The organism is Chromobacterium sp. W521 (assembly GCF_052805975.1).
This window is the reverse complement of record NZ_JBRBAF010000009.1, coordinates 78,961-100,659: the sequence shown is the minus strand read 5'-3', so window position 1 is coordinate 100,659 and position 21,699 is coordinate 78,961. Positions and strand designations below refer to the sequence as shown.

36 protein-coding genes, 1 tRNA gene and 1 pseudogene are annotated in these 21,699 nt (G+C 57.4%); 29 read left to right on the top strand and 9 right to left on the bottom strand.

Translation table 11 applies throughout. From position 1 onward, the window contains the following. Positions 1-22: 22 nt before the first annotated feature. From ACUXV1_RS15470 to ACUXV1_RS15450, 5 genes are all read right to left on the bottom strand, one after another. Positions 23-850 (bottom strand): BRO family protein, encoded by an 828-nt coding sequence (locus ACUXV1_RS15470; protein ID WP_446015921.1) that lies wholly within the window; start codon positions 848-850, stop codon positions 23-25. A gap of 174 nt (positions 851-1,024) precedes the next feature. Continuing rightward, a complete protein-coding gene (locus ACUXV1_RS15465) occupies positions 1,025-1,219 on the bottom strand; it encodes a hypothetical protein (protein WP_446015923.1) in 195 nt (64 codons plus the stop codon). Between the two features lie 60 nt (positions 1,220-1,279). Next, the gene (locus ACUXV1_RS15460; protein ID WP_446015925.1) at positions 1,280-1,633 is read right to left on the bottom strand and encodes a hypothetical protein; all 354 of its coding nucleotides are present in this window, start codon (positions 1,631-1,633) and stop codon (positions 1,280-1,282) included. 229 nt (positions 1,634-1,862) lie between these two features. After that, positions 1,863-2,372, bottom strand: coding sequence for an ankyrin repeat domain-containing protein (locus ACUXV1_RS15455; protein WP_446015927.1), 510 nt, complete (start codon positions 2,370-2,372; stop codon positions 1,863-1,865). A 573-nt stretch (positions 2,373-2,945) separates the two neighbouring features. Next, positions 2,946-3,383, bottom strand: coding sequence for a hypothetical protein (locus tag ACUXV1_RS15450; RefSeq protein ID WP_446015929.1), 438 nt, complete (start codon positions 3,381-3,383; stop codon positions 2,946-2,948). A gap of 974 nt (positions 3,384-4,357) precedes the next feature. Between ACUXV1_RS15450 and ACUXV1_RS15445 the strand changes: the two genes are divergently transcribed. The 15 genes from ACUXV1_RS15445 to ACUXV1_RS15375 all read left to right on the top strand — a co-directional run bounded on the left by ACUXV1_RS15445 (position 4,358) and on the right by ACUXV1_RS15375 (position 12,355). After that, complete coding sequence (locus tag ACUXV1_RS15445) at positions 4,358-4,537, top strand: hypothetical protein (protein WP_446015931.1); 180 nt, start codon at positions 4,358-4,360, stop codon at positions 4,535-4,537. Positions 4,538-4,955: 418 nt separating this feature from the next. Further along, entirely contained in the window at positions 4,956-5,189 is a 234-nt protein-coding gene (locus tag ACUXV1_RS15440; protein ID WP_446015932.1) for a hypothetical protein, read from the top strand. Next, positions 5,186-5,653: a hypothetical protein gene (locus ACUXV1_RS15435; protein ID WP_446015933.1), complete on the top strand. Its 468-nt coding sequence runs from the start codon at positions 5,186-5,188 to the stop codon at positions 5,651-5,653. Before ACUXV1_RS15440 ends, ACUXV1_RS15435 begins: the two co-directional genes overlap by 4 nt. Continuing rightward, positions 5,650-5,898, top strand: coding sequence for a hypothetical protein (locus ACUXV1_RS15430; RefSeq protein WP_446015934.1), 249 nt, complete (start codon positions 5,650-5,652; stop codon positions 5,896-5,898). Before ACUXV1_RS15435 ends, ACUXV1_RS15430 begins: the two co-directional genes overlap by 4 nt. A gap of 100 nt (positions 5,899-5,998) precedes the next feature. After that, complete coding sequence (locus tag ACUXV1_RS15425) at positions 5,999-6,292, top strand: hypothetical protein (protein ID WP_446015935.1); 294 nt, start codon at positions 5,999-6,001, stop codon at positions 6,290-6,292. Beyond that, positions 6,289-6,459, top strand: a complete 171-nt coding sequence (locus ACUXV1_RS15420; RefSeq protein WP_446015936.1) for a hypothetical protein — start codon at positions 6,289-6,291, stop codon at positions 6,457-6,459. The genes ACUXV1_RS15425 and ACUXV1_RS15420 overlap by 4 nt, the downstream gene beginning before the upstream one ends. Before the next feature lie 25 nt (positions 6,460-6,484). After that, positions 6,485-7,417 (top strand): recombinase RecT, encoded by a 933-nt coding sequence (locus tag ACUXV1_RS15415; protein ID WP_446015937.1) that lies wholly within the window; start codon positions 6,485-6,487, stop codon positions 7,415-7,417. Then, on the top strand, positions 7,389-8,243 hold the full coding sequence (locus ACUXV1_RS15410) for a YqaJ viral recombinase family protein (RefSeq protein ID WP_446015938.1): 855 nt from the start codon (positions 7,389-7,391) through the stop codon (positions 8,241-8,243). The genes ACUXV1_RS15415 and ACUXV1_RS15410 overlap by 29 nt, the downstream gene beginning before the upstream one ends. Before the next feature lie 85 nt (positions 8,244-8,328). Further along, entirely contained in the window at positions 8,329-9,270 is a 942-nt protein-coding gene (locus tag ACUXV1_RS15405; protein ID WP_446015939.1) for a hypothetical protein, read from the top strand. 7 nt (positions 9,271-9,277) lie between these two features. Beyond that, a complete protein-coding gene (locus ACUXV1_RS15400) occupies positions 9,278-9,742 on the top strand; it encodes a single-stranded DNA-binding protein (RefSeq protein ID WP_446015940.1) in 465 nt (154 codons plus the stop codon). A gap of 94 nt (positions 9,743-9,836) precedes the next feature. Continuing rightward, the gene (locus ACUXV1_RS15395; protein WP_446015941.1) at positions 9,837-10,193 is read left to right on the top strand and encodes a helix-turn-helix domain-containing protein; all 357 of its coding nucleotides are present in this window, start codon (positions 9,837-9,839) and stop codon (positions 10,191-10,193) included. Next, a complete protein-coding gene (locus ACUXV1_RS15390; RefSeq protein ID WP_446015942.1) occupies positions 10,190-10,837 on the top strand; it encodes a hypothetical protein in 648 nt (215 codons plus the stop codon). The genes ACUXV1_RS15395 and ACUXV1_RS15390 overlap by 4 nt, the downstream gene beginning before the upstream one ends. Then, on the top strand, positions 10,834-11,748 hold the full coding sequence (locus tag ACUXV1_RS15385) for a recombination-associated protein RdgC (protein ID WP_446015943.1): 915 nt from the start codon (positions 10,834-10,836) through the stop codon (positions 11,746-11,748). Before ACUXV1_RS15390 ends, ACUXV1_RS15385 begins: the two co-directional genes overlap by 4 nt. A 104-nt stretch (positions 11,749-11,852) precedes the next feature. After that, positions 11,853-12,062 carry a hypothetical protein gene (locus tag ACUXV1_RS15380; RefSeq protein ID WP_446015944.1) on the top strand — a complete coding sequence of 70 codons (210 nt, stop codon included), beginning with the start codon at positions 11,853-11,855 and terminating at the stop codon, positions 12,060-12,062. After that, positions 12,059-12,355, top strand: a complete 297-nt coding sequence (locus ACUXV1_RS15375) for a hypothetical protein (RefSeq protein WP_446015945.1) — start codon at positions 12,059-12,061, stop codon at positions 12,353-12,355. The genes ACUXV1_RS15380 and ACUXV1_RS15375 overlap by 4 nt, the downstream gene beginning before the upstream one ends. A gap of 58 nt (positions 12,356-12,413) precedes the next feature. Here ACUXV1_RS15375 and ACUXV1_RS15370 read toward each other — a convergent pair whose 3' ends face one another. Continuing rightward, complete coding sequence (locus ACUXV1_RS15370; protein ID WP_446015946.1) at positions 12,414-12,596, bottom strand: hypothetical protein; 183 nt, start codon at positions 12,594-12,596, stop codon at positions 12,414-12,416. 62 nt (positions 12,597-12,658) lie between these two features. Between ACUXV1_RS15370 and ACUXV1_RS15365 the strand changes: the two genes are divergently transcribed. From ACUXV1_RS15365 to ACUXV1_RS15340, 6 genes are all read left to right on the top strand, one after another. After that, complete coding sequence (locus ACUXV1_RS15365) at positions 12,659-12,937, top strand: hypothetical protein (protein WP_446015947.1); 279 nt, start codon at positions 12,659-12,661, stop codon at positions 12,935-12,937. After that, entirely contained in the window at positions 12,925-13,305 is a 381-nt protein-coding gene (locus tag ACUXV1_RS15360) for a hypothetical protein (RefSeq protein WP_446015948.1), read from the top strand. Before ACUXV1_RS15365 ends, ACUXV1_RS15360 begins: the two co-directional genes overlap by 13 nt. Positions 13,306-13,314: 9 nt before the next feature. Then, positions 13,315-14,184, top strand: coding sequence for a DNA cytosine methyltransferase (locus ACUXV1_RS15355; RefSeq protein WP_446015949.1), 870 nt, complete (start codon positions 13,315-13,317; stop codon positions 14,182-14,184). Next, on the top strand, positions 14,181-14,537 hold the full coding sequence (locus ACUXV1_RS15350) for an HNH endonuclease signature motif containing protein (protein ID WP_446015950.1): 357 nt from the start codon (positions 14,181-14,183) through the stop codon (positions 14,535-14,537). The genes ACUXV1_RS15355 and ACUXV1_RS15350 overlap by 4 nt, the downstream gene beginning before the upstream one ends. A 165-nt stretch (positions 14,538-14,702) precedes the next feature. Further along, entirely contained in the window at positions 14,703-15,719 is a 1,017-nt protein-coding gene (locus ACUXV1_RS15345) for an HNH endonuclease (protein WP_446015951.1), read from the top strand. A gap of 1 nt (position 15,720) precedes the next feature. Then, the gene (locus ACUXV1_RS15340; protein ID WP_446015952.1) at positions 15,721-16,149 is read left to right on the top strand and encodes a hypothetical protein; all 429 of its coding nucleotides are present in this window, start codon (positions 15,721-15,723) and stop codon (positions 16,147-16,149) included. Between the two features lie 102 nt (positions 16,150-16,251). Here ACUXV1_RS15340 and ACUXV1_RS15335 read toward each other — a convergent pair whose 3' ends face one another. Continuing rightward, positions 16,252-16,551, bottom strand: a complete 300-nt coding sequence (locus ACUXV1_RS15335; protein ID WP_446015953.1) for a hypothetical protein — start codon at positions 16,549-16,551, stop codon at positions 16,252-16,254. A gap of 29 nt (positions 16,552-16,580) precedes the next feature. Between ACUXV1_RS15335 and ACUXV1_RS15330 the strand changes: the two genes are divergently transcribed. The 8 genes and pseudogenes from ACUXV1_RS15330 (at position 16,581) to ACUXV1_RS15295 (ending at position 20,969) form a co-directional block, all read left to right on the top strand. Beyond that, positions 16,581-17,249, top strand: a complete 669-nt coding sequence (locus ACUXV1_RS15330) for a hypothetical protein (protein WP_446015954.1) — start codon at positions 16,581-16,583, stop codon at positions 17,247-17,249. Next, positions 17,246-17,683: a hypothetical protein gene (locus ACUXV1_RS15325; protein ID WP_446015955.1), complete on the top strand. Its 438-nt coding sequence runs from the start codon at positions 17,246-17,248 to the stop codon at positions 17,681-17,683. Before ACUXV1_RS15330 ends, ACUXV1_RS15325 begins: the two co-directional genes overlap by 4 nt. Positions 17,684-17,685: 2 nt before the next feature. Then, positions 17,686-17,889: a hypothetical protein gene (locus tag ACUXV1_RS15320; protein WP_446015956.1), complete on the top strand. Its 204-nt coding sequence runs from the start codon at positions 17,686-17,688 to the stop codon at positions 17,887-17,889. Between the two features lie 336 nt (positions 17,890-18,225). Then, positions 18,226-18,387: a hypothetical protein gene (locus tag ACUXV1_RS15315; RefSeq protein ID WP_446015958.1), complete on the top strand. Its 162-nt coding sequence runs from the start codon at positions 18,226-18,228 to the stop codon at positions 18,385-18,387. Further along, positions 18,384-18,932 (top strand): hypothetical protein, encoded by a 549-nt coding sequence (locus tag ACUXV1_RS15310; protein WP_446015959.1) that lies wholly within the window; start codon positions 18,384-18,386, stop codon positions 18,930-18,932. Before ACUXV1_RS15315 ends, ACUXV1_RS15310 begins: the two co-directional genes overlap by 4 nt. Positions 18,933-18,947: 15 nt before the next feature. Continuing rightward, positions 18,948-19,580 (top strand): hypothetical protein, encoded by a 633-nt coding sequence (locus ACUXV1_RS15305; protein ID WP_446015960.1) that lies wholly within the window; start codon positions 18,948-18,950, stop codon positions 19,578-19,580. A 187-nt stretch (positions 19,581-19,767) separates the two neighbouring features. Further along, positions 19,768-19,899 (top strand): annotated as a pseudogene (locus ACUXV1_RS15300) (hypothetical protein); the annotation flags it as partial. 56 nt (positions 19,900-19,955) lie between these two features. Further along, the gene (locus tag ACUXV1_RS15295; protein ID WP_446015961.1) at positions 19,956-20,969 is read left to right on the top strand and encodes a tyrosine-type recombinase/integrase; all 1,014 of its coding nucleotides are present in this window, start codon (positions 19,956-19,958) and stop codon (positions 20,967-20,969) included. A gap of 41 nt (positions 20,970-21,010) precedes the next feature. On the opposite strand, the gene ACUXV1_RS15290 is transcribed toward ACUXV1_RS15295, so the two are convergent. Both ACUXV1_RS15290 and ACUXV1_RS15285 read right to left on the bottom strand, forming a co-directional pair. Next, a tRNA-Thr gene (locus tag ACUXV1_RS15290) sits at positions 21,011-21,086 on the bottom strand. Positions 21,087-21,131: 45 nt separating this feature from the next. Continuing rightward, complete coding sequence (locus tag ACUXV1_RS15285) at positions 21,132-21,671, bottom strand: hypothetical protein (protein ID WP_446015962.1); 540 nt, start codon at positions 21,669-21,671, stop codon at positions 21,132-21,134. Between the last annotated feature and the right edge of the window lie 28 nt (positions 21,672-21,699).

The window sequence follows — 21,699 nt, the reverse complement described above, 5'->3', positions numbered from 1 at the left end:
TTTCTAACCAACCATATTGGTTTTACTTTTTCGGCTTGTCTAGCTTCATAAAGTCTCGGGAAGATGATTTTATGTCACTTTTGACTTGTTTTATGTCTCTAGCAAGAGGCAATTCTTCTGGTTTATTTCCGCTAATTTCAATCATGGTCTGTCTTACCTTTCTCCCAACAGACTCAGCGGCACTCTCTGCATTGCGCTGGCCTTTAATGTCTTCATTCCGCAACTTCGCTTCAGTTTGAGTGACACGGAATAGGTTTGCTGCCAATTCTTCCTGCCCCATAAAATCCAAGAGCGATCTTTTGGTATCATCAAGACCTTTAAAGTTTTTAAGGTCCTTCAGATTCATATTATATAGACCACGATAGCCTGCATTTTGGAAAAACTGAAATTCCGTTACACCCGCTCTATCGGCAGCATCACTTAAGCTTTTCTCATGCTTTGAAATTTCATCGCGCACAAGAATTCTTTCAACCTCAGCAGCTTGTTCAATATATCGTTTAAATGACTCCGCGATAACTGCAAAGAAAGCCTGCGCTCTTGCAACTTCAATTTTTTTTGCATCCCCATTCATTGCTGTCAAATAGCAAGCAAAGCGAGAAAGCTTATAATCTTTTACCAACTCACCATTTATTTCACGTTCAATTTGTAAAAAATTATCCTGGATATCAATCCCTAGGCTTACGCAAGCAGCAATTGCTTTCTGTATAGGCTTATTAAAGGACTGAAAGGTTTGATAACCCAGCATTTGCATTAAGTCACGAGCGAACCAATACACAAAACCATTTTGATGGGATAATGCGTTAAAATTAGGCTTGCTCACGTCAAAGTGGAATACATCGGTCGCGCTCATGGGGATTGCCAAGTTTTTTTGAGAACTCTCCATTATACCGCCTATTTTTCATGATTAATGCATAATTTTTATACACATATAATGACATTGATCGGCCACAAAAATGCCAATCCTGTCGCTGCATCCGATCCCCGAAACTACCCTACTACTTTCGACCACAATCGATGCCCATGGTCAGATAGAAACATACCTCCAGGTCTTGAGCCCCAGCCGAAGGGCTATGACCTTGGCCGACTCCTTGTTTCCCCATAGCGGTGCGGCACTCAGGTCCAGCGCATCGGCCAGCGTGTAGCCGGCCTCCGGCTTGTCTCGCTGGTACACATACCACTTCACCTTTTCGCCAGTCGTGGCAAGAACATAGCTTTTCATTTCACTCAAACTCTTTGCAGTTGTTGTCCTTCATGCCGCCATGGGCACGGCCACACCACTTCAGTCCGAAGGCAGCTCGTAGACGTTGATCGCCTTCAAAGCTTCCGGATTCACCGACTCGATCTTGCCGGTGTTGTAGTCGACTATCACGGGATGCTTTGCTGGGTCGCAGGCCATCACCTCCCAGCCATTGCGATCGCCGCCCGACACCGCAGTTGATATGAAGTTGATGCCAGCCACGGAACTGATAGGGCCGACTGTCTTCATTGCCTGGCCAATGTCGCCGGCAACAAGCCAGCCCGACACGCCAGCGGGAGGATTCTTAATGCATAGAAAGTGTTGGTAGTAACGCGCCTTACCGTTCAACACCTTCCAGTCTGTTGTGACGAGTTTTTCGTTAATGACATATGCCATACCTGGCACAGACGTTCCTGCCCTACCCGCGGTGTAGTCTACGAACCGCTGCCCTACCGTAATGCAGCCTAGACGATGGTCCATCCAAAGATCATCGACAGTGTTCGACTCGCACTTTAGGGGGCCGTCGTATGCCGGGATCGGAGAAGTTGCGGCTAAGGCACGTGCCGCCATGACAATTACTGCGAAAGCTGCCCCAAACTTCAGCATTGATGGGCTCCAGTTTTTGTTAAATGATTTCCAGCATGTCCCGAATCCTGGTCCCTTCTGGCGTGTCGTCGACCAGATCAATAGCAAGCCTGCCTTGGCTATCACGAAGGTCTTTCCTTACGTGCCTGTCTACCAAGGCTTTGACGGCCTCGTAATTACGCTTTGCTACTGCATGATGCAGAAGCGTCAAGCCGCTCTCATCTGTTGAATTCAAATGGAGATCAGGCTTGCGCAGTTCGGCTAAAAGCCCGTCCATATTATTTGTCATGATGAAGTTCAGCGCGCGGACGTAAGGGGTCTTGGCAAGATCGCCAGCGCCCCCTTCCCCAGCCCTGGCGCCCAAGGCAAGCAAGATCAATCCCCCAAGGAAGGCGAAGCCGGAAGCGCCAAGAATCATGGACTGGTTATGCATCAGGCCGTTGTTGTTTACAGCATTGCCGCTCATGGCAATAACGGTTGTGTCGTAGGTCAGCCCAGCAAAGAGGAGGCCTCCTGCGATGAGCAAAAGAATAGAACCCCAAGTTTTCATATCAATCCAGTGCTGTTGGTACTAAGGATATGGTGATATCTCAGAGGCAGTAACGATACCTTTATGCGTCAAATATCAGCCGCAAGCAGGTGTCCAGTAGGTCAACTCGAAAGCTCTGGAAGCCGCATTTCCATCTAGCCCAGGGCCAGGTTCGATTTGCAAATTCGTCACATCAAGCACTCTGCCCCCGAAGAAGGCGCGCGCGACAAAACGCCTCTCATCGGCCAATACCCCAAAAGAATTTAACCCTGTTACATGGCCGCAAATGTAGCCGCTTGTGAACTCGCCTTCGACTTTCTCTTTTCTGAACGAAACGTCCCGAAATTGTGCTGACTCAGGGCTCTTCAGACTGCGACGGACACCCTCTTTAGCCGTCGCAATTGCCTTGTCCTCTGAGCTCATCATTACCGCAGAGACAAGGACAAACGTCCCAACCATTGCCCCGAGGCCAAGCGCCAAGCCGATCCAGATTGGCGACCTCTTCCTCTTGGCTCCGCAGCCAGGGCAGGCCTTCGCTTTGGAACTGATCTCTTTGTTGCACTCATAACAAGCTATTAATGCCATGCCGGGACCTCAGTCTGTAGCTGTCTGTACGACAGACATTGAAGCAGACTGATCGATCAGCACTCGGAAGCGTGCTTCCTGCTCTGCCGTAACCACGCCAGCAACCTCTTTCAAATTGCCACCACAAAATGCTCCATTTGGCTCAGCACCAATCACCACTGATCCAGGGTTGCTCCTCAACCTGACAACCTCACCGGCCCCCAGCAGGGCGCGCAACTTTCCATTCACATAGATGCGGGTATCACAGGCTGAGCCGACCATCCCGGCATCACGCTTTACCAGTATCTGCGCACTACCTTCTCCGGCATCCATAACTTTGCTCGGCTCTACCGGCTTGGCAGTGGCGAATGAAACAGGCTGCGTCGCGCAGGCGCTAAGTCCAATAAAAAATATGGCGCTAATTAAGATATTACGCATATAGACACCACTTGTGATTGACATTGGCATTTTAGTTCTTAGGAGGCATCAGCACGATATGTCACTGGATAACCAAAAATACAACACAGTGGGTACACGAGTAACTTTTATCTTGATGAATGGTTAGTACCTGTATAACCTTATCTCAACAGCGCAACACACCGCGCACCGATCCTTAACAACCCACAGCGATACGGCACAGCCCAGGGCGCAGAAGTGCGGCACCCCTGTCAGGTCTCTGATCTGAGGAAGTATGCCAAGTCATGCAGCAGCAACTGCATGTCGCGTGAGAGGGCCGCAAGGAGCGGACCAATGACAACGTAAGCGCCAAGCCCACCGTGGCGAGTAACGGGGGAGTGAAGTTTTGCAGCACTGGCGACCACGGCCAGGCGACCGAGCAGGAAGCAAACGGGTGGAGTTGGCGATAGGCGAGTTACCCAGCCAAGGGAAGCGCTGCGGCGCATGGGGCACTGACCGCGTGGCGAGCGGATAGCGCACTCAATCAGCCTTATACACGCAACGGCATACCGCATTGTCGATAGCGGCGCAACGATGGACGAAAGATTCGTGACGGCGTGAGAGAACGCGCAGCAGCAAACAGGCGAGAGCGGCCTTAACGGCTTGAGCGACTAGCCGCCGTAAGCGGCTACCCGGTAAGTGCATTCCAGCGAGTGCATTTACCGGGGCTGGATGGCTTCTCGTGTTCAAGACGGCCCTGATAAATGTCTACCAACACGACTGATTCGCTTCGGCAGTTCCGGAGGGCGGGCTTTGCGACTGAGCCAAATCATAGGGTGCGAGACTACGCGGCCAACAGCGAACGTGACTAGCCACAGGAAAGACTGTGCTGACGGCCCGGAAAGACGGGCGCCTACACGCATGACGATTCTCGAAAGTCGGCTACCCCAGTCCCGCCGACTATATGCCAGGCCGCGCAACCTGGATGAGCTTGGGATTGAGTCGTCAGCCGTGTAGGTCAACGCTTCAACACGAAAGGACATCGCATGAGCGAACAGGTTTTCAAGAAGGGCCAATCGGTCAGCTTCACCACCATCCACGGACGCCCGGGCAAAGGCAAGATCATCGACATCACCAAGGGCGCCAAGGGCGACTTCATCAAGGTGCAGGAAGACGGCAGCGACAAAGAAACGACTTGCCGCCCGAAGCAACTGAAGGCCGCCTAAGCCGCCGCCGGCGCCACGCCGGCTGCATTGCTGAACGCCTTGTACGAGCAAGTGTAGCGCTGGCCGCGCATACCGGGCGCCACCCGGGCAGGAGCCGCAAGACGTTCAGCAATGCTGTGTAGACCCCCGTACTGTGCCGGGGCCGCGAAAGCGGGACATCTTCCGGTTGCGCACCCCAACCGATATGCACAGATGGGTAGGTCACGGACCATCGTAGACCCGTGCAACAGCGCCGGCAGCCCTCACGGGTAGCCTGATGCCGGTAGGACCGCTGATTTCAGCGGTGGGGCCGAGGGCCACGCCTTCCCCGGCTGGATGATGGATCATGCCAGTCGCCCCACCCCTGCGATTCGCAGGTTTCTCCTCGTTTGACCTTACACCCCGCCCCTCGCGGGGTTTCTTTTTTCTGGAGCACACAATGCCCAAGATCGACATCACCATCTATGCGGACCTGGCCAGCATCAGACCGCGCACCATCGCCACTCGCACCAAGATGGAAGTCCACATCGAGGGCGTGGCGCTGGAAGAAATCCTGCAGAGCGTACCCGCCGATGACCTGGTGCGCCTCATCGGAGCAGATGAAATCCTCGCAGCAGTTGGCCGGGTTCGAAATGCCGACCTGCTGCAACCTAAAGAAAGGAAAGCAGCATGAGCTGGATCAAATACAGCGAGCATCGCCCGGCCGCCGCTGGCGAATACCTTTGGCGAATGCCCAGCAAAGCCTGCGACGGCCTGATGGTGATCGCCAAGCGCAAATATCGGGATCGCTGGGCGGGATTCGAGAAAGTACTGTCGCCGGATTTTGATTATTGGGATGGCTACAGGGTAACTGTACCCGCAGGCCTTGAGTGGATGGATGTTCCACCCGAGCTTTCCGCCATCAAAGAAGTCGTGATCCCGGAAGGCGTGTCTCTTGCCGTTTGTCCGTTCTGTGGGGAAACACCTCATTTTCATGCGATGAGATATGACGGTGGCGGCTTTTCGGTAAGCCCATCGCCAGGCGTCCTGAATACGTGGTGGACCGAGTGCTGCGCATGGGCAGGAAAGGTCCGGTATGACGACCCCAGAAAGCTCGCTGCAGCTCGCAGCACTTTGTTAGGAAAGGAATCAGCATGATCGCCAACGCTACCGCGGCGCCGGCCGCCGCACAGATCAACGTCAGCTGCCGCACGCTGCAAGCTGCCAACTCCGGCAGCTACGCCGTGCACGCGCTCGCCGGCTTCCGCGTCCATTTCCAATTTCCGCGCACCCGCCAGCGGATCGACAACCTGGTCGTTCTGGCCCGCAGCAAGGGTGAAGCGCTTGCCCGCGCAGACACCATGCTGCCGGACTGCCTGCCGACGGGAATGTCGCGGGTATGAGGGCGGCAATAGCGGCAATCAAGAACGTCCTTGGCGGCCTCATCGCAACTTCCCTTTTCTTCACCGTTGTAACTGTGGCGCAAGCCGTGGAGCAACTGAAATGAACGCACGTCTGTTCTGCCCTGTTCAAGGCGCTATCGCCCGCCACATTCATAGCGAAACCCTAGCCGAATCGGTCGACTTCCAGTTTGAGCACCTGCGTGAGCAGTACACCGCAGACGGCATCGACTGGTCTGATGTGGCCAATCGCAACGAGGCCACGATGGCGATGGCCGCCCAGGTGCTGGCGCTTGTGTACGCCATGCCGGATTGCCCTGCTCGGCGCAAAACTATCCAGATGTTGGACGCCGCAGCCGACAACTACGCTCACGACCTGATGCAGAGGGCTGCATGATCCGCACCATCCACCTGGACCGCATGCACAGCGCCTTAAAGTCTCGAATGGTCCAGCAAGGCGGCTCACTGAAAGATACGCCTCAACATGCACGGCGCGCGGCCCAAAAGCGGCGCGAGCGCCACGTCGTCGAAGACATCCTGTTTGCAATCAACAAGCCCGCGTAAGCGGGCTTTCTTTTATGAGAAGGCCATGGCCACCCAACTTGAAGTCTTGCAAGGCGACATTGCAGCCATCGCGCCGCAATTTGACGCGGTCTTGGCCGACAAGTCGCTGAATTTCGAAGCCGAAGCCGGCTTCGCCATGCAGATCATCCAGAGCAGTGAATACCTGGCAAAAGTCGCTTACAGCAATCGTCAATCCTTGGTGGATGCCGTCACCAATGTCGCTGCCATCGGCATCAGCCTGAACCCGGCCAAAAAACAAGCCTATCTGGTGCCGCGCAAGAGCAAGGTATGCCTCGACATCAGCTACATGGGCATGATGCACCTGGCCCAGCAAACCGGCGCCGTTCAATGGGGGCAAGCACTGATCGTCCGCGAGAGCGACACGTTCGAGCTGACGGCAATCGACACAGCCCCGGTCCACAAATACAGCCCCTTCGCCACCGAGGAGCAGCGCGGCAAGATCATCGGCGCGTATGTGGTCGTCAAGACGGATGGCGGCGACTACCTCACCCACTGCATGACCATTGCGGACATTCACTCGATCCGCGACCGCTCCGAGGCATGGAAGAAGTATCAGCAGGACAACTCCAAGAAATGCCCCTGGGTAACGGACGAGCCGGAGATGATCAAGAAGACGGTCGTCAAGCAAGCATCCAAATACTGGCCGCATCGCGAGCGTCTGCAGCAGGCCATCTATCACATGGACACTGAGGGCGGCGAAGGCTATGCCCGCGAGCCGGAACGCGACATCACGCCATGCACAGGAGAGCAGCAAGCACACCTTACGGCGCTCTTGGAAGGCTACGGCCGCACTTGGCAACAGCTTTCTGCCGTCTATCCGAAAAACGCCCCTTACAAGGGGCAGCCCATGGAAGCTGTGACCGAGCTGGACATGGACACGTTCATTCGATTCGTTGAAAGGAAACTCAATGATCCCCCGCAGCAACAAGCAGCTTAGATCTGACCTAACCCGCCTAACGCTGCGGCACATGGGTTTCGACGGCGCAGCCGTCGCTCAGGGCTCCGATAGTTGGGAAACAATGCGCCTCGGCGTAATCACGGCCAGCCGGGCCAAAGATCTAATTGCCACCGGCGGCATGGCGCCGTTCCCGGACGACCTCGAAATCGTCAAGACGGGCCGCATCAACCGGGTTGAATTTGACGGCAAGGTATTCGAAGGAACCAAGGCAGAATGCACAAAGTTTGTTCGCTCCCTTCTGCCTCCCGTCCCGTCCGACATGCGCAACACCTACCTGATGGAGCTGATAGCCGAAGTCGCCACGGGCCAGCAGAAGCGCTCCGGAGGAAAAGCCTCTGCATGGGGTCATGACTATGAAGAGTCATGCGTGGGATTGTACGGTTTTGATGCCGGCCTCGAAGTTGAAACCATCCCGTTTGTCTATGGCGACGACACCATGCGCTTCGGCGCAAGCCCTGACGGGCTGCTCGGAGACACAAGCGGGATTGAGGCAAAAAACCCGTTTAACACCGCCGTGTATCTCAAGTTTGTCCTGAATGGCGAGATCAAGCCGGAATACATCGAGCAGGTTCAGTTCTCGATGTTTGTCACTGGCCGCGAGCAGTGGGTTTTCGCTAATCATGACCCAGACGTGCGCAACTACATCATGCACAGCATCAAGATTGATCGCGATGAAGCCAAGATGAAGACCTTCGCTGATGCAGTTGGCCAATTCACTTACGAGATGGACAACCACCTGGCGAAGTTGGGCTACACGTTCGGTGATCAATGGACGAATCTGATCGACACCAGAAAGGCGGCATAGCGTGACAACCGAAACCATCCCAGCTGTCTCGCTGGAAATCGACGCCAAACAAGCGCCTACCATATACACCGGCAAGGGCCTGGATGTGTATTTCGAGCACATCAAGGCCATGGTCAACGAAGTTCCCGACCTATCCACCAAGAAGGGCCGCGACCGTATCGCCTCGCTAGCCTACAAGGTCAGCCAGAGCAAGACGGCTGTCGAGAAGCCGGGCCGCGACTACCTGAAGCTGGTCAAGGAGCTGCCCAAGAAGATCGAGGAGGAGCTGCGCGACTTCGTCACGCAATGCGACGCCCTCCGCGACTCGGTTCGCAAGCCCCTGACCGACTGGGAAGCGGAGCAAGAACGCATCGCCGCTGAACAGAAGGCCGCCGAAGAGGCTGCCGCCCTCGCCCGCCAGATCGAAGCCGATCACGAAATCGGCCTGCTGATGAACCGCGAGCATGACCGTTTGGCCGAGGAGAAGCGCCAAGCCGAGCTGCGCGCCCAGCAAAAGCGCGACGCCGAGATTGCTCGGCAGGCCGAAGAGAAAGCGCGACGCGAAGTTGAGGAGAAGGCCGAAGCCGAACGCCAGGCCGCCATACAGCGCGAAATTGACGCCAAGCTCGCCGCCGAGCGAGCGGAACAAGAGCGCATGGCCGCCGAGCAGCGCGCCAAAGACGCTGAGGCTCGCGCCCTCCGCGAGAAGGCAGAGGCCGAGGAGCGCATCCGCCAAGCAGAGGCGAAGGCCGAGCAGGATCGGCTGGAAGCTGAAGAGCGTGCCAAGCAGGCGGCCATCGAGGCTGAAGCAAAAGCCAAGCGCGCCGCAGAGGAAGCTGCAGCGGCCGAACGGCGCCGGCAAGAGCAGGAAGTCGAGGCCAAAGCCGCAGAAGAACGCCGTCGCGCAGCCGATACTGCCCACCGTGCGATGGTCAACCGTGAGGCGCTGGACGACCTGATGGCCACCGGCCTGAACGAAGAACAAGCCAAGGCCGTGGTCTGCGCCATCGTCAAAAAACAAGTGCGCCACGTCGCCATCCAGTATTGAGGACACCATGAACAGCATCACCTTTGACGGCCGCCTGGCCGCCGACGCCGAACTGCGCTACACGCAATCTGGCGATCCCATCCTCACCTTCCGCGTGGCCAGCGACATTGGCTTTGGCGAGCGCAAGAGCACCAACTGGTTCAGCTGCCAGGTGTGGGGCAAACGCGGTGAATCGCTGAAGAACTACCTGGCCAAGGGCCAGCAAGTGACCGTTTACGGCCAACTGGTCCTGCGCGAATGGGAAGACAAGGATGGTAACAAGCGCCTGTCCCCGGATGTGCGCGTCAACGAGCTGAGCCTTCAAAGTGGCAGGCAGGAAGCCGGCGAGTCGCAGCCATCCCGACAAGATCCGCCTGCCGCGCCGCGGCGTCAGGAGCAACGCCCTGCACCGAAGCATATGGATGATCTGGACGACGATATACCGTTCGCCCCTCTCGGCCTGCAGCGCCGCTTCAGCACCTATTCGATGTAATGCCAGTAACAGCCCACCGCCGGCGCATGTGGATACGCGCCGCCATGATCAAGCAAGCCCGCGCTCAGCGGGCTTCATCAATTTTGGAGCCAACATGCAAAACCCCCGCGACATCCGCCGCAGCACCGGCCTCAACCAGCAGCAGTTCTGGGGCGCCATCGGCGTCACCCAATCAGGCGGTAGCCGGTACGAAAACGAGCGCAACATCCCCAAGCCGGTCCAGACCCTGATGAATGTGGTCCACGTCCACGGCATCGACCTGTCCAAGATCACTGCCGAGAACGCCCAGGTCATCCGCGCGCTGCTGGCTGGTGAACTTGATGGCAGCCGCATGATGACCAGCATCCAGAAGATGCGTGAACTCTCGGCAGTCGTGGCCAAGTGCGCAAACGAAACCGAGAGCACAGCGGCACAGATTCAGGGGGATGTGAAAGCGAAGGATGCAGCATGACCTGCACCCAAGAGCGTTTTCTCAAAGACGTCGCCGATCACAAGATGGAAATCATCCGCGATGACGGTCTGTACCGGCATATACGCTTCAAGCGGCCCGGCGATTCGGCGTACTACTTTGACCTGCACACCTGGCCGGGGCAGTTATGCATCACCGGGGACATGGAAACATACGTTTTCAGCCGGCTGCCCGACATGTTCGACTTCTTCCGCGTGGATCAGCGCTACGCCAAGCCAGGCGAAATCAGGATCAACCTCGGATATTGGGCCGAAAAGCTCCGCGCCACGCCACGCGGCGGACACGCCGAGTTCGACCAAGACAGATTCCGCGCCGTCGTCAATGAATACCGCCGCAACATGATCCGCCGCGCGCACGATCTGGGAATCCCGCGCGAGCACCGACGCGAGCTATGGGAGGCCGTCGATACCCGGGTGCTGTTTGAAATCGACAATGGTGAAGACCGCGCCCAGCTCGCCGCCTACGACTTCATCTACACCATTGGAGAGCACGATTTTCAGTTCGAAGACCTGTTCGAGTACAACTTCAAGCGCCCAACATTCCACTTTACATGGGCCTGCTACGCCATCGCCTGGGGCATCCAGCAATACGACAGCTCTAAAAAGCAGACCAAGGAGGCCGCATGACCTGGTTCAACAACGCAACCCTGTTCCGGCTCACCGATGCGCCGGACGCCATCCGCCTGAGTGAGGCACTGTCCAAGCGCCCCTTTCAGCCTTGCGCCGGCCTCGACTGGTTCAGCGAGGGCTGGGTAGCGCCGGCCACCCACCTCGAAGAGCCTGTATTCTCGACCCGCGGCCACATGCTGGTGAAGCTGCTGCGCGAGGACAAGGTGCTGCCAGCGGCGGTGATCCGCAAAACCGTCGACGCCAAGGTAGCTGAGATTGAAGCCAAGGAGCTGCGCAAAGTCGGCCGCAAGGAAAAGCTGGCACTGAAGGAGCAGATCACCGATGACCTGCTGCCGCGAGCCTTCACGAAGCCGACCCGCGTGCCGGCTCTCATCGCCGGCGGCTGGCTGATCGCCGACACCGGTAGCGCTCCGCGTGCCGAGGGGCTGGTCTCCAAGCTGCGCGAGGCACTGCCGCCCTTCCCGGCCGCCCTGCCGCGCACCAAGATCGCGCCGCACACCGCGATGACGGACTGGCTGGCCGCCGGGGAAGCCCCAGGCGCGTTTGAATTGGGCGCCGATGCGGTGCTGAAAGATTGCGGAGAGAACGGCGCAACGGTGAAGGTCAGCCGCATCGACCTGACCAGCGACGAGATTCGTCAGCATATCGCAACCGGCAAGCAGGTGACGACGCTGGGCCTAATCTGGAACGAGAAGATTTGCTTCAAGCTGACCGACACTATGCAGCTCAAGAGCATCCAGTTCCTGGACCTGTTGCAGGACGAGGCCAGCCAGGCCGGCGACGACCGCGAAAGCCTGTTTGCGGCTACCTTCCTGCTGATGAGCGAGGAGCTGGGCGAACTGGTCGAGGCGCTGGTGGAAGCGCTGGGAGGCCTGGAAGATAGCCAACAGCTCAAGGAGGCAGCGTGATGCTGCACTTGGCCCAAGAGGCCGAAGCCGAATAACCCGCCCCGCCCATACAGCCCGCCCACCTGGCGGGCTTCGTTTTGGCGCAAGCGCGCCAGGAGAGAAACATGAACACCCACATCACCACCATGCGCTACGCGATGGAAATTGCAAACCTCGCCCGGCAATTGGACGAGAAAACCCGCCAAATCGAAAAGCTGCAGGGCGATATCGCGGCCAAGGACGAACAACTCGCCACGCTGGCCGCCTGCGCAAAAGAGATGTACGACCGCAACGCCGCCAGTGACGCCGTGGGCATTCCAAGGCTCGCGGCGTGATGTACCCCGACATAAAGAGCGAGCCGCGCGTCGTGCCCGGCCTCGCGCACCTCTTCTATAAGCCTGAACCGAAGAAGCGGCGGCCGGCCGGCGCGCGGTACTCGCTTGATCGTGTTGAGCATCGCGTAGAAGACATGCCGCGCGGCGAGTTCACGAGCGCGGACGTCGCCAAATTGCTCTGCCTCAGCATCGAATCAGCGCGGCTGATCTGTACTGATGCTGTCAACGCTGGGCTGCTGCGGATCGTGCGCCGGGAGCGGCAGCTCAAGGTTTACAGGAAGGTGACTCCATGAATGAAGACGACCTTGCAGCATGGCGCCGGCTGAACCCCGGCGCTCCGATCAACAGAATCTAGGACTGGCGATCCAAAATTCTATCAATGACTTCTCTAACCCCATCCCTAAATTCGAGTTTGCCAAGCTCGTTCTCTATTAACCAGTTGGACGCTTGCTCTTTGATGAGAGGAAGCAAACCTGGACATTCAGCAATAAATGACTCCAGTTTCAGGGCGGCCAGCAGTTCGACGTAATGCATTGATTTACTCCTTCAGGATTGGCATGTGCCGTCAATAATTTTTACATCACGACAGGAGGCATATGAACCCGCAGCAAACGCAAGATCCGCCCGACGAGCCGCTGCGCATCGTCATCACCGCTGACAAAGTCGAGATTTTCCACTTTGACCGGCCGGCGGAGCCAGGCCACGGCCACGACTGCCGCACGGCAACGCATGAGGCCATCGCGTGGGCTATCCGCCGACTGGGCGAGGAGCTGGAGCACTCGACCGCGTTCTACCGGACCGGCGATTGGGAGAAGGCCAACATCGAGATGAACGAAGACAACGAAGGCCCGGAGGAATGGCAATGTCCCACCTGATTGAAGCACCCGACACCGGCGCTGCCCTGGCCGGTCTGAACGAAGCCCACGCGTGTGGGCTTTTTAACGCCCGCGAGGAGCAGACCATGAACAACAGCATCAACGGCATCCAGATCTACGCAATGAACGACTGCGATTGTGTGGTGGCGCGCAGCAAGGAAGAGGCCATCACGTTCTACAAAAGCATCTCGGCGGACCCGAAGGACTGGCAGGACGCGGAAGAGATAGATAGCAGCAAATTAGATCGCCTTCGCTTTTGCATCGAAGACAGCCGAAGCGGCCCGACCATCAGTTTCCGCGAGCGCTTGCAGCAGATCGCGGACAGCGGCGAGGAAGTTCCAGACCTGTTTGCATCGACGGAGTTTTGAGGAGATCACGTGAATGAGCTGGCACTTTTCGCGGGCGCTGGTGGAGGAATACTCGGCGGCCACCTCCTCGGATGGCGCACCGTCTGTGCCGTCGAATGGGAACCCTACGCCGCAGCTGTACTTGCAGCCCGACAGAATGACGGCATTCTCCCGCCTTTCCCGATTTGGGATGACGTGCGCACCTTTGACGGCAGGCCATGGAGAGGCCTTGTTGACGTGGTTTCTGGCGGCTTCCCGTGCCAGGACATCAGCGCCGCCGGCGCGGGCGCAGGCATCGACGGCGCGCGCTCCGGGCTCTGGCGAGAAATGGCACGAATTATCGGTGAAGTACGACCCCCAGACGTCCTCATGGAGAACTCACCGCTGCTTGTTCGACGAGGCCTTGCAGTGGTCCTCGGTGACCTTGCCGCGTTGGGGTATGACGCGCAGTGGGCTTGTATTTCAGCATCCGACCTTGGCGCGCCCCATGAGCGCGACCGCATCTGGCTTGTGGCCCACGCCAAATGTCCCGAACGGCGGCCGGAGTTGCAAGCATGTAACCGACTGGCGAGGGAGGACGGCTTATCACAATGGGAAGAAAGTTCAGGTCGGTCTAGAGCATGCCGCAAAGTTTTGGCCAACGCCAACGTCAAGCCAGGGACGGGAGGGCGAAACGCTGATCGAAGCGATCTCCGCGAGGAAGTGGCCGACTCCGACAGCGAGCGCGAGCAAGGGATCATCTCCAGCGGCCCTGACGCGCAAGTCTGGCGAGAGTCGCGAGAACGACCGATTGGACCACGCGGTTATGGCTTCGGAGGGTGGCCAACTGAACCCGGATTGGGTCGAGTGGTTGATGAATTGGCCCTTGGGATGGACATCTTTGGAACCAATGAAAAATGAAAACTGGAAACACTGGGCGGAAAGCGGCGCAGCGTATTTTCAAAGCAACGGCCTGCGAGAGATGTGGTTCGACAGAGACCCTGCAACGCCACCACAAGGACAGAAATCCAGCAAACAACTCTCCGGAAAATGTCGAAATCCTTTGCCTCAAATGCCACAAAGCGGACCACATGCTGGACGGCACTTGGGGTCGGGGGACTGTAGAGCCAGCGACCTGCAAAGTATGCAGTCAAGAATTCCTGCCCAAGCGGACGCGCCGTTCATCAATTTGCGGGGCTGCATGCCTAGCGGAATGGGGGAGAGTCAACGCCGCGAAGCGTTGGAATACATCCCGCGAGTCGCAACCGGAGTGACTGCAAGAGTGGACCGACTTAAAGCCATTGGCAATGGACAGGTTCCGAGAGTGGCAGCAACAGCATTCACCCTGCTCCGCGACTTTTGATGCTGCCGCATGACCGGCTGCTGGATACACACCGGCAAATCAGGCCCCGAACGGGCCTTTTTTATTGGGAGTGAGCATGAAAGAACGCCCGATGTTGTACACCGGCGCCATGGTTCGCGCAGTCCTGGCAGATGCAAAGACCATGACGCGGCGGATCATCAAGCCGCAACCCGACGTAACCGAAGAGCGACTGCGCGAGATGGACGCATGGATCGACGGCTTTACGCTGAGCCAGCAAGTTGACGCAGCGTGGCAACACGGATTCATCGACGGCCAATGCCCCTACGGCCAGCCCGGCGACCGGCTGATTGTTTCCAAGGGAATCCCGCACGTTGGCAGAAATTACTGCGCCGGTAGTGATGGGGTTATCTACTCGCGCGCCAGGGGGGACTGGCGACCGTTAAAAGCCCATGGCAATGCTAATGGCTACCCGTCAGTCACCATTATGGACGGCAGCCGAAAAACAACTAGAACGGTGCACTCATTAGTCTGTGAAGCATTCTACGGGGCAGCCCCATTTGACAGCGCACAAGTTCGCCATCTTGATGGCAATCCTGAAAATAGTCTTCCTGAAAATCTAGCGTGGGGTACACAGGCTGAAAATTGGCGCGACAGAAAGTTCCATGGAAATGGTATTGAGGGAGAAAAGCATCATTCCGCCAAGCTTTCCGATGTTGAGCGCGAGCACGTCAGATGGGGGATTGAGCGCGGGCTTTTCAGCCAGCGCCATGCGGCAAGAATGCTTGGCATGACCCAATCTGCCATATGCCAACTTGTATCAGGCGCAGAGCTTGAAATCATTGAGCCGGACACCCCGACAGATCGAATTCCCACCATCCTGCTGGAGATAACCGACATCAGGGTCGAGCGGCTGCAGGACATCAGCGAAGCGGATGCCAAGGCCGAGGGCATCACCCCTCAACAGGTACGCCAGATGTGGTTATTTGGCGCAAGCGCGGAAGAACGAGCCGCGATTTACAAGCGCGCCGCAGTCGAACCTTTTCGCGAATTATGGGAGCAAATCAATGGCGCTGGCAGCTGGAACGCCAACCCATGGGTCTGGGTGATCGAGTTCAAGAAAGTGGAGGCGTGATATGCAACAGAACTCCAAGCCCAACACGCCGCCGACGTCCGTCGCAATTGCATACGGGACCATGCTGCACGCCTGCAAGGCGATGGTTTCGGCTCAGCACGCTGGGCCGATCACCCCCGAGATGTACGCTGCATGGGACCAAGCCCAGCACATCGTCAAAAACGCCGAAGCCAAGCCGGTGATCAATACCATCGTGATGATGCAGCAAGCCCTTGAAGTCGCGGAGGAGGAGCTGTGCACACTTGGCGCTCTGCTCACAGAGGAAGGGTTTGAAACCTGGGCAATCAAGCTGGCGCTGGACGTGGTCCGCATTGCGCTATACGGCGGTGATGGCGACGGCCAAGGCCCGGAGCATTTCACAATTGCTCTTGCAGCGCTCAAGGCGCAAAACGACAAGGAAGAGAGGGAGGCAGAATGCAACAGAACCTGATCGACGCCGCGCGCGCTGTTGTCGCAGCAGACCACTGCAGAGCACGGCGTAACGGCAGCAACGGTATTAAAGACCATCGCAAAGACACCGGGGGAACTTGTGCTACCTACCCACTTTAAATAAAACACCACCTTCAATTTTGACCTCGGAAGACTTTTCGTACTCCCCGTCAATAATTGTTTCCCCACTCCGTACGATGGCAATACGTTCAGCATTTATCACTGAATCTATGTTTCCCCCGACCCAAATCACTTCCCTAGGTCTGATTATTAGATCGGTCGGCCCGTCTGCACTTTGATAAATCCCAGGAGCAACAAAATCCACCTCAACTGTTTGATTGTGAAATGTCTTCACAACAGATCCCTCAGTTACAGCAATCTCAACTCCTTTTATCTTTTGCATTACAACCTCCCGCTGAAAGAATAGGCGACATGACAAAAGTATATGGAAGCATTAATTCGTCCAATACGCAATGCTTGGTGCCAGCCGGCGAGCCGGTAGCGCATCAGCTTGCACAAAGCTACCGCCAACGCCGTCACCGGCTGAACATGACCGAGATGTACGCCTACGCCGACGCAATGGCGGATGCGCTCGAAAAGCCGCCGGCGCCGGGTATACCTGATGGATGGCAACGCGAACTGTTGGATTGGGTAAGCGCATGCCAATCTGCCTATCACATCGACAGCACGCCAGGCCATCGATTCGGCGGGCTGGGCAGCAATCTGGAAGAAAACCGCGGCGAGCTGGTCGCGTATGTGGCCGACCTGCTCGCCGCCGCGCCTGCGCCGGCCCAGGTCGAACAGCAGGCGCCGGGCAAGTGGCAGCCGATTGGAACCGCGCCCACTGATAGCCGCGAAATAATCGCCTACGGCAAGTTCTACTACCACCGCGGATCAAGCAGTTGGAAGCCTGAGTATGACCAAGATCACCCTACCGCGCTTGGCTGGGATGTGGATACGATTTACTACAGCCACGGAAGCTGGCAGACCGGGAATATATGCGGCATCCAACCAACCCATTGGCAACCGCTCCCGGCCGCTCCGACTCAAGACACCTCCGCGCGCCTTGCGGCAGAGGTGGAGGAAGGCGGTGCCGCATGAGCATCGTCAGAGAGAACCTGATGAAAGAGCGGGGATGCCGCATGATCGCACACATGAACCCGCGCCAGTTCAAGAAGCTGTGCGCGAAAGCCCACGCGCTGGTGATCAAGATCAACCCTCTATATGCCCGCTGCTCGTGGACCCCGTCCGAAAACGACATGACCGACTACACCTGGCACGCGGGCGGGGTATTGAAGGGGACGAAGGGCTTCGGCGGGTTTGATGCCAGCATGGACGGCTCAGATTGGTGGGACAAGTCGGCGTGGGCCACTCTGCGGGATGTCGCTGACTGGCATTACGTCGAATGGGTGGACCCAGACCCCAATGACGAGATGGCCAGCGCCCAGCCGGTGACGAACGCAGATCTACAGCCCAGGTCCTGGCGCGACTACCTGGTGCTTGGCGAGCTGATTCTGCTTGAGAAAGGGGGGTAGTGATGGCGTGCGAGCACTGCACCGGGCTGGAGGGAATCCCGCTGTATCCGAATTACGGCCACGCGCCGCACGTCCACACCAAGCCGGTGGGCGGGACCGTCTTCGTCGGCGAGCCGCCGGCCAACTTCATCCCGGACCCGGACGCGCCGGGCCTGGGCACCTACTACTGCCCGAGCTGCAAAGAAGGCATGGAAGGAGAGACATGAAAACCGCAGTTGAACATGGCGTGGAGCAATGTCAGGGTTAACAGGCTCACCAAAATTCCAATCGTCATTTTTTATGCCTTTTAACAGTTGCCAATCCCCTGCACGTGAACAATTTTTATATCGTCACCATTGTTTTCATCAAAGCAGAGAAAACATGAAAACCGAGTGCAGTGAGTGCAAAGCGCCAATGCCAACGATGTCAAAGTCAGATCTGATGCATCTTCGTCTGAATGGTGTTAGCCAAGGTTACTGCTGCAAAGTGTGTGGGCATTGGAACAACCTAAAGCGCCGGCGCGGGTTCGCCGCGTGGCGTGAGAAGCAGATGGAGGCGAAGTGATGGCCACTACCAAACCCAAGAAACCAAAATGCCGCACCTGCGGCGGCTACTGCGGCAAGAAAAAAGGCCAAAGCTGCCAGTTTGCGGCCAACGAAGCAAAGCGGCGATCTGATGCGCTGTGGGGCGCGCTGACAGCAGGCATGAGAAAGGATGCCCAATGATCACCAAGGAACAACTCACTGAACTCCACGCAGCGGCCGAGGCTGCGCACCGGCCCGGCGTCTTCTGGTATCAGCAGGACATGCTGGAGCGATTCACAAGGCATTTCACCGGCGCAGAGCTCGACGCAACCTACATCGCCGCAGCCAACCCGGCCACCGTCCTGGCTCTGATGGCCGACAACGAAGCCAAGGCCGCGCGCATCGCAAAGCTGGAGCAGGAGCAGGAGCACGACCACTGGAAGGCCAAGCACGACAATCAAGTGCAGCGCGCCCGCATCCTGCTGGAGCGACCTGACATGCCACTGGAGCGCGTAAAGGCATATGAGCGCTATGCAGCGCTGGAGCAGGACGCGGCGCGGTATCGGGAACTGCGTGATGGGCTGGTATCTGGCGAGCTGGAAAACAACCCCATGGGCGAGGCGATGTATGAGCTTGGGAAACGCGTATGCGGGGAACGCGGCCCTGATGCCATTCCAACAGCAGCAGAATTCGACGCGGCCATCGACGCCGCGATGACCACCCAGGCCGCCACCGAGCGGCCTTAGTTTTTGGAGAACCCCATGCAAATAATCGGACTCGCCGGCCCGAAGAAATCCGGCAAAGACACCATCGCTGACCACCTCGTTGCAAAGCATGGCTTCGTTAAAGTCGGTTTCGCCGACAAGATCAGGGAGGAACTGCGCGCAGCCTACCCTGCCCTGGCGATTGACACATTCGAAGATCAAACATTTAAAGACGTCAATGACAATTTCCTCGCCCTTGGGTACTGCGAGAATCAGGGTTTCATTGATTGGCTGAGGCATCGACCAATAGCGGAGAAATTCGCCGAGCTGCGTGAGTCACGTTCTCCGCGGTGGCTCCAGCAACAATGGGGCGACTACCGGCGCGCGACGGCTGGGTGGGATTATTTTATCTGCGCGGTGCGCGAGAAGATCGAAGCCTCTGCGGCTCCGGTTGTCGTGTCCGGGCTGCGCTACGCCGCCAGCGCACCGATCCCGACAGCAGAGGCCGACCTGATCCGACAACTGGGCGGCTGGGTCTGGCACATCGACCGGCCAGGATATGAGGCGTCAGCAGAGCATTCGACCGAAATCGCACTGCCCCGTCACCCGCGCGACCTCACTATCGACAACGACTGCGATGTCGAGACGCTGCTCGAAGTCGTCGAACTGACGATAGGGGCGCTCGCATGACGCAGACAACCCAACGCACCAATAGGTCGCCCACGATGGCGGCCTTGTTGTTTCCGCAGGTCGTGCCGAAGCGCATGCGCACCCTGCCCTCTACACACCATCCGGAGCGGCACAACAATGGCCAGTCGTTCAGCCCGGCGCACTGGCCGCGGATGCACTCATCACATGAAATGACTTAGGAAGCGACATGGATAAATTCGAGGCCGCCAAAAAACTGCTTTGCAGCCCGCGACGTGTTGCGGAATTGTGCCGCGATAGAGTCATCCGGGCCAAGAAACCAGGGAAATCATGGGTGATCAGCCAACAAGCGATTGATGATTATTTGAACAGCACCGAAAATCAGAGGTGCGGAAGTGCGGTGCAGGAGAATAAGCAATGGCAGTCTACCGCAGAGGCAATATCTATTGGGCCGACGTCACAACAGCAAGTGGCCGACGAATTAAGCGGTCGCTTGGAACAACTGACAGGCTCGCAGCACAAGAAGCGCACGACAAACTTAAGCACGATCTCTGGAAGATCGAGAAACTTGGCGAAAAGCCGCTAAGGACATGGGAGGAGGCCGCGTTGCGTTGGCTGGATGAAAAGGTGACAAAGCGTACTCTTCAGGGTGATGCTGAGATGATTAAGCGGTACACAACCATCTTCAGAAGCCGCTATATCCATGAGCTTACCGCCGATGACATTCATAGAGCTGCAAAGCGACTGTCCGGTGGCGATGTGGCCTATAACCGTTATCTGGCGCTGATGCGTGCAATTCTGAAGCGCGCCGAGCGTCACTGGCAGTGGATAGACCGCGCCCCTGCCCTCATTCTGAAGCCCGAAGCAAAGCGCCGCATTCGCTGGCTTACACCTCAGGAAGCGGAGAGGCTGCTGGGGGAGCTGCCCCCCCACCTTTCCGCCATGGCCGGGTTTAGCTTGCAAACTGGATTGCGGAAGTCGAACGTGACTGGCCTCAAGTGGTCGCAGATCGACATGGCACGACGGTTAGTTTATGTGGACGGAGATGATTTTAAGAATGGCAACGATCACTCGGTTCCGCTAAATGACTCCGCCGTCGCCATCGTGCGTTCGCAAATGGGCAAGAATCAGGAATATGTTTTCGCTTACAAGGGAAGCCCTATTGTTCAAGTCAATACTAAAGCATGGCGTGCGGCGCTCGTTCGTGCGGGCATCGAAAACTTTCGATGGCATGACTTAAGACATACGTGGGCGTCTTGGCTCGCACAGGCTGGAACGCCTATGCATGTTTTGCAGGAGCTGGGCGGCTGGGAGTCGCCGGAGATGGTGCAGCGCTATGCCCACTTATCCAAGGAACACTTGGCGGAGTACGTGGGGAGGCTTCACGGTACAAATTCACCTACATCGGAAGCAGAAAGGAAAACGGGCTAGAAGCCAGTGGCATCTAACCCGTTGTTTTCCTTACTAAATTCTGGTGCCGGCGGCAGGAATCGAACTCGCGACCCCCTGATTACAAGTCAGGTGCTCTACCAACTGAGCTACACCGGCGAAGAGAGGCGTATTATGTCGCGCCTCAATGGCTTTGGCAAGCCGTTAACGCGTCTTTTTCTGCACTTTTTTATGCGGCTTTTTGGCGCTCTTGCCAACCACTTTGTTTTTGCTGGTTTTTTTGGCCGAAGCTTTATGCGCAGGGCGCTTTGCGGCTTTGGCTGAGTGGCGCGGCTTTTTGATCGTCGATTTTTTAACAGTCGATTTTGCCGCTGGCTTGGCTGCCACCTTGCCGTGGCGCGCTTGTTTGGCGCTGATAGTCTTGGCTTGGCGCTTGCCGTGCTTGCCGGCTTTCGCCTTCGGCTTGCCTTTGGCCTGACGCGCCGGCTTGGCTTGTTGGCTGGAACGCACCGGTTCGGCAGTCTGAACGGTTTTAGCGGGAGCCGCCTTGCGCGCGGGCTTGCTCGCCGGGGCCATCTGCACATCGCCCGGCAGCGGCATGTCTTCTGGTTCGGCCAGGCTGGCCGGGCTGATCAGCGCCAGGCTTAAGGCCAGCGCAATGGTGTGCGTTGCGAATTTCATGATAAGGGATCTAATGCTCTCTGGAATGAAACGGGCCGCGCGTTGCGCCGCCAAAACCCGCATACTAGCACGGTGTTTCCCGCGTTTAGGC

Bases quoted from the DNA above. Each gene is read 5' to 3' on its own strand.
- ACUXV1_RS15395 (WP_446015941.1), top strand. From the start codon at position 9,837: ATGCAAAACCCCCGCGACATCCGCCGCAGCACCGGCCTCAACCAGCAG.
- ACUXV1_RS15335 (WP_446015953.1), bottom strand. From the start codon at position 16,551: ATGCAAAAGATAAAAGGAGTTGAGATTGCTGTAACTGAGGGATCTGTT.
- ACUXV1_RS15460 (WP_446015925.1), bottom strand. From the start codon at position 1,633: ATGGCATATGTCATTAACGAAAAACTCGTCACAACAGACTGGAAGGTG.
- ACUXV1_RS15320 (WP_446015956.1), top strand. From the start codon at position 17,686: ATGGCGTGCGAGCACTGCACCGGGCTGGAGGGAATCCCGCTGTATCCG.
- ACUXV1_RS15465 (WP_446015923.1), bottom strand. From the start codon at position 1,219: ATGAAAAGCTATGTTCTTGCCACGACTGGCGAAAAGGTGAAGTGGTAT.
- ACUXV1_RS15380 (WP_446015944.1), top strand. From the start codon at position 11,853: ATGAACACCCACATCACCACCATGCGCTACGCGATGGAAATTGCAAAC.
- ACUXV1_RS15325 (WP_446015955.1), top strand. From the start codon at position 17,246: ATGAGCATCGTCAGAGAGAACCTGATGAAAGAGCGGGGATGCCGCATG.
- ACUXV1_RS15365 (WP_446015947.1), top strand. From the start codon at position 12,659: ATGAACCCGCAGCAAACGCAAGATCCGCCCGACGAGCCGCTGCGCATC.
- ACUXV1_RS15415 (WP_446015937.1), top strand. From the start codon at position 6,485: ATGGCCACCCAACTTGAAGTCTTGCAAGGCGACATTGCAGCCATCGCG.
- ACUXV1_RS15445 (WP_446015931.1), top strand. From the start codon at position 4,358: ATGAGCGAACAGGTTTTCAAGAAGGGCCAATCGGTCAGCTTCACCACC.
- ACUXV1_RS15455 (WP_446015927.1), bottom strand. From the start codon at position 2,372: ATGAAAACTTGGGGTTCTATTCTTTTGCTCATCGCAGGAGGCCTCCTC.
- ACUXV1_RS15350 (WP_446015950.1), top strand. From the start codon at position 14,181: ATGAAAACTGGAAACACTGGGCGGAAAGCGGCGCAGCGTATTTTCAAA.
- ACUXV1_RS15430 (WP_446015934.1), top strand. From the start codon at position 5,650: ATGATCGCCAACGCTACCGCGGCGCCGGCCGCCGCACAGATCAACGTC.
- ACUXV1_RS15450 (WP_446015929.1), bottom strand. From the start codon at position 3,383: ATGCCAATGTCAATCACAAGTGGTGTCTATATGCGTAATATCTTAATT.
- ACUXV1_RS15340 (WP_446015952.1), top strand. From the start codon at position 15,721: ATGCAACAGAACTCCAAGCCCAACACGCCGCCGACGTCCGTCGCAATT.
- ACUXV1_RS15410 (WP_446015938.1), top strand. From the start codon at position 7,389: ATGATCCCCCGCAGCAACAAGCAGCTTAGATCTGACCTAACCCGCCTA.
- ACUXV1_RS15385 (WP_446015943.1), top strand. From the start codon at position 10,834: ATGACCTGGTTCAACAACGCAACCCTGTTCCGGCTCACCGATGCGCCG.
- ACUXV1_RS15470 (WP_446015921.1), bottom strand. From the start codon at position 850: ATGAGCGCGACCGATGTATTCCACTTTGACGTGAGCAAGCCTAATTTT.
- ACUXV1_RS15420 (WP_446015936.1), top strand. From the start codon at position 6,289: ATGATCCGCACCATCCACCTGGACCGCATGCACAGCGCCTTAAAGTCT.
- ACUXV1_RS15315 (WP_446015958.1), top strand. From the start codon at position 18,226: ATGGCCACTACCAAACCCAAGAAACCAAAATGCCGCACCTGCGGCGGC.
- ACUXV1_RS15330 (WP_446015954.1), top strand. From the start codon at position 16,581: ATGACAAAAGTATATGGAAGCATTAATTCGTCCAATACGCAATGCTTG.
- ACUXV1_RS15400 (WP_446015940.1), top strand. From the start codon at position 9,278: ATGAACAGCATCACCTTTGACGGCCGCCTGGCCGCCGACGCCGAACTG.
- ACUXV1_RS15425 (WP_446015935.1), top strand. From the start codon at position 5,999: ATGAACGCACGTCTGTTCTGCCCTGTTCAAGGCGCTATCGCCCGCCAC.
- ACUXV1_RS15305 (WP_446015960.1), top strand. From the start codon at position 18,948: ATGCAAATAATCGGACTCGCCGGCCCGAAGAAATCCGGCAAAGACACC.
- ACUXV1_RS15295 (WP_446015961.1), top strand. From the start codon at position 19,956: ATGGCAGTCTACCGCAGAGGCAATATCTATTGGGCCGACGTCACAACA.
- ACUXV1_RS15345 (WP_446015951.1), top strand. From the start codon at position 14,703: ATGAAAGAACGCCCGATGTTGTACACCGGCGCCATGGTTCGCGCAGTC.
- ACUXV1_RS15360 (WP_446015948.1), top strand. From the start codon at position 12,925: ATGTCCCACCTGATTGAAGCACCCGACACCGGCGCTGCCCTGGCCGGT.
- ACUXV1_RS15285 (WP_446015962.1), bottom strand. From the start codon at position 21,671: ATGCGGGTTTTGGCGGCGCAACGCGCGGCCCGTTTCATTCCAGAGAGC.
- ACUXV1_RS15435 (WP_446015933.1), top strand. From the start codon at position 5,186: ATGAGCTGGATCAAATACAGCGAGCATCGCCCGGCCGCCGCTGGCGAA.
- ACUXV1_RS15370 (WP_446015946.1), bottom strand. From the start codon at position 12,596: ATGCATTACGTCGAACTGCTGGCCGCCCTGAAACTGGAGTCATTTATT.
- ACUXV1_RS15390 (WP_446015942.1), top strand. From the start codon at position 10,190: ATGACCTGCACCCAAGAGCGTTTTCTCAAAGACGTCGCCGATCACAAG.
- ACUXV1_RS15310 (WP_446015959.1), top strand. From the start codon at position 18,384: ATGATCACCAAGGAACAACTCACTGAACTCCACGCAGCGGCCGAGGCT.
- ACUXV1_RS15440 (WP_446015932.1), top strand. From the start codon at position 4,956: ATGCCCAAGATCGACATCACCATCTATGCGGACCTGGCCAGCATCAGA.